We start from the raw sequence: 7,874 nt of genomic DNA, 5'->3' as shown, positions 1-7,874 counted from the left end.
GTCCCATCGGTGAGGGTCAGGAGTTCCTCGCCGGTGACCATCGACACCGGGCAGCCGTTGGTAACGGTTTTGTCCGAAGAGGCGGCCGCATCCCCAGCCGGATTCTTCGCAACAGCCGGCACGTCATCCACATGCTCTTGCTGAACTAACACGGTTCGCTGGGACTTGCTGCGCACCACCGGCACCGCGTTGGAAACCACCTGATCCCCAGCTTTCAACGGTGCATCCGGAATCACTCGGATCGGCGTCGCGGAGCTACCCAGCAGCAACGGCCTGGCCGCCTCGACATGCGCCTCCAACCGAGGCCCGACCAACTGGTCCGCGAGCATCTCCAGCCACTGGCGAGCCCGGCCAGGCTTGATGTGACTCATCACCTGGGCACCCAGGCGCACGGTCACGCCCATGGCTCCCGCAACCCTCACCAACAGCAAAGCGATCAACACGTCGCCGGTGATTTCCCCCATCACCTCGCTCATCGCTTGCGGCGGCAACATCCGTATCCAACTGCAGATCGCCGACAGGTAGATAAACATCAGCGGCTCGTCGCTGAGCACAAGCAGGCCCTGGGCAATGGTGTCCTTGCCCAGTTTCAACAGTTCATCCAGTTCGGCCTGGGAGACGTACTGCAGCAGTTTCTGGCTGTTGCTCTTGAGGTCCGCCAGCAGGTCGTACAGTTGTGTGAAATTGTCCCAAAGGCTGTAGAACGCCTTACCCATGCCATGAAGAAACGCCTTCTCCAGCAGCCTGCGTTGATCAAGCGGGCTGGCGTCTGTGTAGTCTTTCCACTGGGCTTCGAAGGTGTTTTTCCACTCTTCGCGCAGGCGAACTTCCAACCCATCAATCACCGATTGATAAGACGCATACAGCGCCTTGAGGTGATCCTCGGAAACGTTGGGATAGAAGCTGACCCGGTATTGCTGGTCGCGCTCACACTGGTCGATTTCGAGGATGCCGCTCGGGCCGATGGTCTTGTGGATCGGCTCGCCCAGTGGGCCGCCGTTGGGGTCGACACGCTGCACCATCACCGGCGTGTTGCCGATGGGTACAAATCGCGTGCTTTGGAACAGGTGCACCAGGGTCAGCTTGCCGTTGGCCTGGCAAGTCGCAACGGTGGTGCTTGGGTAAAGAGAACGGTTGATCGGCGCGACCAGCGCCACTTCATCCCCGACCTTGAAGACTTGCTCGACATCCAGCGCCGAAACGCTCCAAAAGCTTGAAGCCCACGCGTCAAAGGTATTCAGGCATTCCCGGAAATCGCGAAAGACGCGCTCGATATCGACCGTCTTCACATCCATTGGGGTCAGGGCCAGCCTGCCAATGGCCGGGTTCAAGAAACAGCTCCAACAACCAGAAAGTCCATCTGCAATCCCTCGCACTGTGTAGTCAGGCGAGGGACTTTGCGGAACTTTTCAGGGGAGGGGAGTAGAGCTTATCCGGCGCTTACGTGGGACGTTTCGACAACTCTCGTCTTCTCCCGCCCCAGCACCAGGCTGCACAGCGCCGGCAAGAACAACAGCGTCAACACGGTGCCCACCAGCACCCCACCGATCAGCACATAGGCCAGGGACGACCAGAACACCGACAACGTCAGCGGAATAAACGCCAGCGCCGCCGCCAGCGCGGTCAGGATCACCGGCCGTGCACGCCGCACGGTGGCTTCAATGATCGCCTCGCGAATGGCCATGCCGTGGTCCTGGTTCTGGCGAATCTGGTCGGTAAAGATCAGCGTGTTGCGCATCAGTATCCCGCCAATCCCGATCAAGCCCAGGATTGCGTTGAACCCGAACGGCTGGTTGAACAGCAGCAAGGTCGGCACCGCACCGATCAAGCCCAGCGGCGCCGTGGCGAAGACCATGAACATCACGCCGAACGAGCGCACCTGGAACATGATCACCGTGAGGGTCAGCAGGATCATGATCGGGAACAGCGCGGCCAGGGCGACGTTAGCCTTGGCGCTTTCTTCCACCGGGCCGCCGATGTCGATCTGGTAACCGGCGGGCAGTGTGGCAATCAGCGGCTGCAGGTCTTTGTACACGGCCATTTCCACGTCGGGCGGTTGCACGCCGTCGATGATGTCGGCGCGCACTTCGACGGTGGTCGCGCGGTTGCGCCGCTTGAGGATCGGTTCTTCCATCACCGCCTGGAAATGCCCGACCTGGGCCAGCGGCACGGAGGTGCCGGCGCTGTTGGTGAGGGTCATGTTGTTGAGGTTGCCGAGGTCTTCGCGCTGGCTGCCCTGGGCGCGAGCGACCACGGAGACGGTACGGTTGCCTTCGCGCACTTCGGTGATGGGGTTGCCGCTGAGCAGGGCGTTGAGCTGGGATTTGACCTCGTTGGGGGTGAAGCCCAGCAAGCGCAGGCGGTCCTGATCCAGCACCAGGCGATAGCCGCTGGTGCGCTCGCCCCAATCGAGGAAGGCATCCTTGGTCAACTTGTTGGCGGCGACGACTTTGCGCACGGCTTCGGACACGCCACGCAGCACATCCACATTCGGGCCGGACACACGGAACACCACCGGGAATGGCACAGGCGGGCCGAACAGCAACTGCGTGACGCGTACCCGCGCCGCCGGGAACTCACCGGCCGCAATCCGCTCGCGCATGCGCAGTTTCAATGCATCGCGGGCATGGGAGTCCGGGGTCTGCACGATCAGCTTGGCAAACGCCGGGTCCGGCAGTTCAGGGTTCAGCGACAGGAAAAAGCGTGGCGCACCGCCGCCTACATAGGTGTCGACCATCGTGGTTTGCGGCTCTTGCAGCAGGGCTTTTTCCAACTGTGCGGCTACCGCTTCGGTACTTTTAAAGGCGCTGCCCGGCGGCATGTACACCTCAAGAATCAGTTCGGAACGGTCGGAGTTGGGAAAGAACTGCTTCTTCACCACACCCATGCCCAGCCCGCACAGCACAAACGCCGCCACCACCAACCCGGTCACCAGCCAGCGCCTGCGCACACAGGCCTCCACCAGCGTGCGCAGTTTCTGGTAGTAGCGCCCGGCGTAGATTGCGTCATGCCCGCCGGGCACCGGCTTGATCTGCGGTAGCAGCTTCACGCCCAGGTAAGGTGTGAACACCACCGCCACCAGCCAGGATGAAATCAGCGCAAAACCGACGATCCAGAAGATATTGCCGGCATATTCCCCGGCGCCGGAGCGCGCAAAACCCACCGGTAGAAAGCCGATGATCGTCACCAGCGTGCCGGTGAGCATCGGCGCCGCCGTGGAGCTCCAGGCAAAGGTGGCGGCGTGGATGCGGTCGAAACCTTCCTCCAGTTTCACCACCATCATCTCGATGGCGATGATCGCGTCATCCACCAATAACCCCAGGGAAATGATCAGCGCGCCCAGGGTAATGCGGTCGAATTCACGCCCGGTCAGCAGCATGATCACAAACACCACCGACAAGGTCAGCGGCACCGCAGCGGCCACCACCAGGCCGACACGAAAGCCCAAGGCCAACAGGCTGATGACCATCACCACGGCGAGGGCAACGAAGAACTTGAGCATGAACTCGTTGACCGCCAGGCTGATGTTTTTCGCCTGGTCGGAGACTTTGGCGAAGTTGACCCCGAGCGGCAGGTCGGCCTGGATTCTGGCTTCCTGGGCCTTGAGGCTCTTGTCCAGTTCCAGGCCGTTCCAGTGTTTCTCCATGATCACGCCGAGCATCAGCGCCGGGTCGCCCTGGTGGCGGATGCGGTAGCTGGGCGGGTCTTCATAACCTCGGCTGACGGTGGCCACATCGGCGATGCGCAGCACGCGGCCGTTGACTTCCAGCGGCACGTTTTCGATCAGTGACAGGCTGTCGAACGCGCCGTCGATACGGATGTAGGCACGGGCGCCGGCGGTCTCTACAAAGCCCGACGGCGCCACGGCGTTCTGCGCGGCCAACGCCGAGAAAATCTGATCCGGCTTGATGCCCAGGGTCGCCAGGCGCTCATAGGAAAACTCCACGAACACCCGTTGCGCCTGCTCGCCGAGGATATTGACCTTCTTCACCCCTGGCAGGTTGAGGAAACCCTGGCGCAGTTCCTCAGCCATCTGCACCTGCTGTCGATGGGGCAGGTGTTCGGCCTCCAGGGCGTACAGCGCAAAATACACATCGGAATATTCATCGTTGAAGAACGGCCCGCTCACGCCCTTGGGCAGTCTGGCGGCTTCATCGCTGAGTTTTTTTCGGGTCTGGTAGAACAGGTCCTGGATTTCGCTGGGCCGCGTGGACTCCTTGTATGTCATGCGCATTGACACGAAACCCGGCTGGGCGATGGTCTCGACGCGGTCGTAGTAGTCCAGTTCCTGCAGGCGTTTTTCCAGGCGGTCGGCCACTTGCTCCTGCATTTCCTGGGCGGTGGCGCCGGGCCAGGCGGCAGTGATGGTCATCACCTTGACGGTGAAGGACGGGTCTTCGGCGCGACCGAGCTTGCCAAACGAGAACACCCCGGCGGCCAGGATCGCAATGATCAGGAACAACGTGACCGCACGGTGCTTGACCGCCAGTTCAGAGAGGTTGATACCGCGCATGCTCAGTTGTCCTGTTTGCGGTTGAGGGCCAGTACCTGGGCGGGCAGCAGGCGTACGGCGTCACCGTCGTGCAGCAGGTGCGCACCCAGGGCGACGACGATTTGACCGGGGGCTACACCACTGTCGAGCAGCGCGTCTTCCTGGCCGAGGCTGGCGACTTTCACCGGGGCGAAACTGACCTTGTCGTCTGTGCCGATTACCCAGACACCGGTGCCTTGCCCGGCATCCTGCAAGGCGCCGATGGGCACGCGAGTTTGCTGGGCCTGGCTGTTGCCTTGCAGGCGCACGGTGATGGTCGAGCCGAGGGCGAAGCGATCGACGGCGCCATGCAATACGTAGCGGGCGCGGTAGGTGCGGGTGGTCGGGTCAGCGCTGGCGGACAGTTCGCGCAAGGTGGCGGTCACCGCCTGGTCCGGGGCGCCGAAGGCGAAGGCCAGGGCTTTCTGCGAGGCTTGTTCGCGTTGGTTTTCCGGCAGGTTGACGATAGCTTCACGGGCACCGTCGTGGGCCAGGCGCGCGACGATCTGTCCTTCGGCGACCACCTGGCCGCGGTCTGCCCGCACATCGGTGATGATGCCGTCGCCATCGGCCTTGAGCACCGAGTAGGTGCGGCGGTTTTCGATCTGGCTGGCGTCGGATTGCGCCGCGGCCAGTTCGGCTTCGGCCACGCGCAGGTTGGTTGCCGATTGGTCGAAGATCTGCCGCGACACGGCGCCGGTGCTGGCCAGGCGCTGATAGCGGTTTTCGTCGTCACGGCGTTGGCGCAATTGTGCCTGGGCGGCGCTGACGCGGTTTTTTGCCGAGCGCAGGGCCAGTTCGAAGTCGCCGATATCCAGCACCAGCAGGGTGTCGCCACGGGACACATGCTGGCCGGGGTCGACCTTGCGTTCGATGACCTTGCCGCCGACCCGGAACCCCAGGTCGCTTTCGGTACGCGCCGCGACCACGCCGGTATAGGCGCTTTGCTGGGTGCCGGCCGCTTCGACTTTGGCGGCCAGGACCGGGCGAGGTTGAGGAACTTCGGCGGCGGTGTCGGCCTTGCTGTTGCAGCCATTGAGGACGATCAACAGGGCCAGGGGCGTGAGAAGACGTAGGGGGAGAGGGTGCATGGCGGGCTCCGGGGTAACCATTGGGCAAAAAATTATGGACATAATTTTTTACGCATATTATGGTCGAAATATAAATTAATCCAGCCCCCGGATGCTCCCCATGACAAACGCCCCGCTCCCATCGCGAAGCCTGCTGTTTTTACTGGTGGCCCTGACGGCACTGGGTGAGGTCTCGACCCAATTGATCATTCCCGGCCTGGGCGCCATCGAGCAGGCGCTGGCGGCGCCGGCGGGTTCGGCACTGATGGCGCTCTCGGCATTTGTCGCCGCTTTCGGCCTTGGGCAACTGTTGTTCGGCCCGCTGTCGGACCGTATCGGCCGGCGCCCGGTGCTGATCGGCGGCCTGGTGCTATACGTGCTGGCAACCTTGTCGATGCTGCTGGTCCACGACATCCACCAGTTCATTGCCGCCCGCGTGCTGCAAGGCCTGGGCGCCTGTGCTGCGCTGGTGCTGGCGCGCACGGTGGTGCGGGATGTGTGGAAGGCCGAAGCCGGGCCGGCCCTAGCGCTGACCATGATCGGCATGCTCTACGCCATCGTGGTGGCGCCGATGGTCGGTGGCCTGCTGATCAAGCTGTTCGGCTGGCACGCGCCGATCCTCCTGGCGCTGGCGATTGGCAGCGTGGTGCTGTTGCTGGCGTTGCTGTTCTTTCGCGAGAGCAATCACTACCTAGACCCCAAGGCCGGTCACTGGCGTACCCTCGGCGGGCAATACCTGGACCTGCTCAAGGGCCGCCAGTACCGGGCGTTCGCCGTGGCATTGGCGTGCACCTATGGCGCCATGTTTGCGGTGATCGCCGGTTCGTCGGCGGTGTTCATCAACCTGCTGGGCTTCAGCAGCCTGGAGTACGGCATCAATTTCGGCCTGATCGTATCGATGCTGATCGTGGGGTCCACCTATACCCGCCGCAACATCATGCGTCTGGGGCCTCAGCGGATTGTGGCGATGGGCGTGACGATGGTCGCCGCCGGCGGGGTGTCGGCCGTGGTCATTTATGAACTGTTCGGCCTGTCGGTGCTCGGCCTGGACATCCCGATTGCGCTGGTCACCCTGGGCGGTGGCCTGGTGTTGCCGGGTGCGGTGACCGGTGGCGTGATGCCCAATGCGCATCGTGCAGGCCTGGCGGCGGGACTGATGGGGTTTGCGCAGATGTTCGGCGCCACCTGCAGTGGTGTCTTGTTGAGCCAGTTGCGGGACGGCAGTGCCGCGCCGATGGTCATTATCCAGGCCAGCTTCGCGCTGACGGCGTTCGTGGCGTTTCACCTGCTGCGGCAACGTCAGGCCAAGGGATTGTCCTATACGTAGGACGAACAGGGCTGCTTTTGCCGGCTAGTGCTCAACCGCCAGCAGCCTTATGGTGTATGCACTTTGGAGGTACATCATGAAAAAGCTTATCGGCATCTACACCAGCCCCCGCGCCCATTGGGTCGGCGACGGCTTCCCGGTGCGCACGTTGTTTTCCTACGACGCCATGGGCAAGCACATCAGCCCATTCCTGTTGCTGGACCACGCCGGCCCGGCCGATTTCACCCCGACCGAGCAGCGTCGCGGCGTCGGCCAGCACCCCCATCGCGGCTTTGAAACCGTGACCATCGTCTACGACGGCGAAGTCGAACACCGCGATTCCACGGGTGCCGGCGGCACCATCGGCCCCGGCGACGTGCAATGGATGACCGCCGCCAAAGGCATCCTCCACGAAGAGTTCCACTCCGCCGCCTTCGCCCGCCAGGGCGGCGCGCTGGAGATGGTGCAACTGTGGGTCAACCTGCCGGCCAAGGACAAAATGGCCGATGCCGGTTACCAGACGATTGTGGATGGCGACATCCCGGTACTGCCCTTGGCCGACGACGCCGGGCAACTGCGCCTGATTGCCGGTGAGTTTGCCGGCACCCAGGGCCCGGCCCGTACCTTTACGCCGATTGACGTGTGGGACCTGCGCCTGAACCCCGGCAAGCCCGTCACCCTGGACCTGCACGAAGGGCGCAACACCGCCCTGGTGATCCTGCGCGGCACGGTACTGGTCAATGGCGAGCAAGTTGCGCGGCAGGGGCAATTGGCGTTGTTCGAGCGCGAGGGTAGCCAACTGACGCTGGAGTCCAATGATGACGCCAAGGTGCTGCTGCTCAGCGGTGAGCCGATTGACGAGCCGATCGTCGGGCACGGGCCGTTTGTGATGAATACCGAGCAGGAGATTCACCAGGCGTTCGTGGACTTTCAGTCGGGTCGTTTCGGGCAGATGTAAGCACACCCG

Annotated in this window: 4 protein-coding genes and 1 pseudogene; 2 read left to right on the top strand and 3 right to left on the bottom strand. The window is 62.9% G+C overall.

Annotated features, from left to right (window positions below):
- The 3 genes and pseudogenes from BFN10_RS09995 to BFN10_RS09985 all read right to left on the bottom strand — a co-directional run.
- A pseudogene (locus BFN10_RS09995) lies at positions 1 to 1,331 on the bottom strand (type IV secretion protein Rhs); the annotation flags it as partial.
- 98 nt (positions 1,332 to 1,429) lie between these two features.
- A complete protein-coding gene (locus BFN10_RS09990) occupies positions 1,430 to 4,513 on the bottom strand; it encodes an efflux RND transporter permease subunit (RefSeq protein WP_071489553.1) in 3,084 nt (1,027 codons plus the stop codon).
- Between the two features lie 2 nt (positions 4,514 to 4,515).
- Entirely contained in the window at positions 4,516 to 5,622 is a 1,107-nt protein-coding gene (locus BFN10_RS09985) for an efflux RND transporter periplasmic adaptor subunit (protein ID WP_071489552.1), read from the bottom strand.
- A 100-nt stretch (positions 5,623 to 5,722) separates the two neighbouring features.
- On the opposite strand from BFN10_RS09985, the gene BFN10_RS09980 reads away from it, so the two are divergent.
- Both BFN10_RS09980 and BFN10_RS09975 read left to right on the top strand, forming a co-directional pair.
- Positions 5,723 to 6,928 carry a multidrug effflux MFS transporter gene (locus BFN10_RS09980; RefSeq protein ID WP_071489551.1) on the top strand — a complete coding sequence of 402 codons (1,206 nt, stop codon included), beginning with the start codon at positions 5,723 to 5,725 and terminating at the stop codon, positions 6,926 to 6,928.
- A 76-nt stretch (positions 6,929 to 7,004) separates the two neighbouring features.
- Entirely contained in the window at positions 7,005 to 7,865 is an 861-nt protein-coding gene (locus tag BFN10_RS09975) for a pirin family protein (protein ID WP_071489550.1), read from the top strand.
- The last annotated feature ends 9 nt before the right edge of the window (positions 7,866 to 7,874 follow it).

The sequence above is a fragment of the Pseudomonas extremorientalis genome, assembly GCF_001870465.1.
Taxonomy (GTDB): Bacteria; Pseudomonadota; Gammaproteobacteria; order Pseudomonadales; family Pseudomonadaceae; genus Aquipseudomonas; species Aquipseudomonas extremorientalis.
The sequence above is the reverse complement of the archived record's forward strand: the minus strand, read 5'-3'. Positions and strand labels throughout refer to the sequence as shown.

Excerpts from the sequence above, each read along its gene's own strand:
- BFN10_RS09990 (WP_071489553.1), bottom strand. The coding sequence starts at position 4,513 with ATGCGCGGTATCAACCTCTCTGAACTGGCGGTCAAGCACCGTGCGGTC.
- BFN10_RS09985 (WP_071489552.1), bottom strand. The coding sequence starts at position 5,622 with ATGCACCCTCTCCCCCTACGTCTTCTCACGCCCCTGGCCCTGTTGATC.
- BFN10_RS09980 (WP_071489551.1), top strand. The coding sequence starts at position 5,723 with ATGACAAACGCCCCGCTCCCATCGCGAAGCCTGCTGTTTTTACTGGTG.
- BFN10_RS09975 (WP_071489550.1), top strand. The coding sequence starts at position 7,005 with ATGAAAAAGCTTATCGGCATCTACACCAGCCCCCGCGCCCATTGGGTC.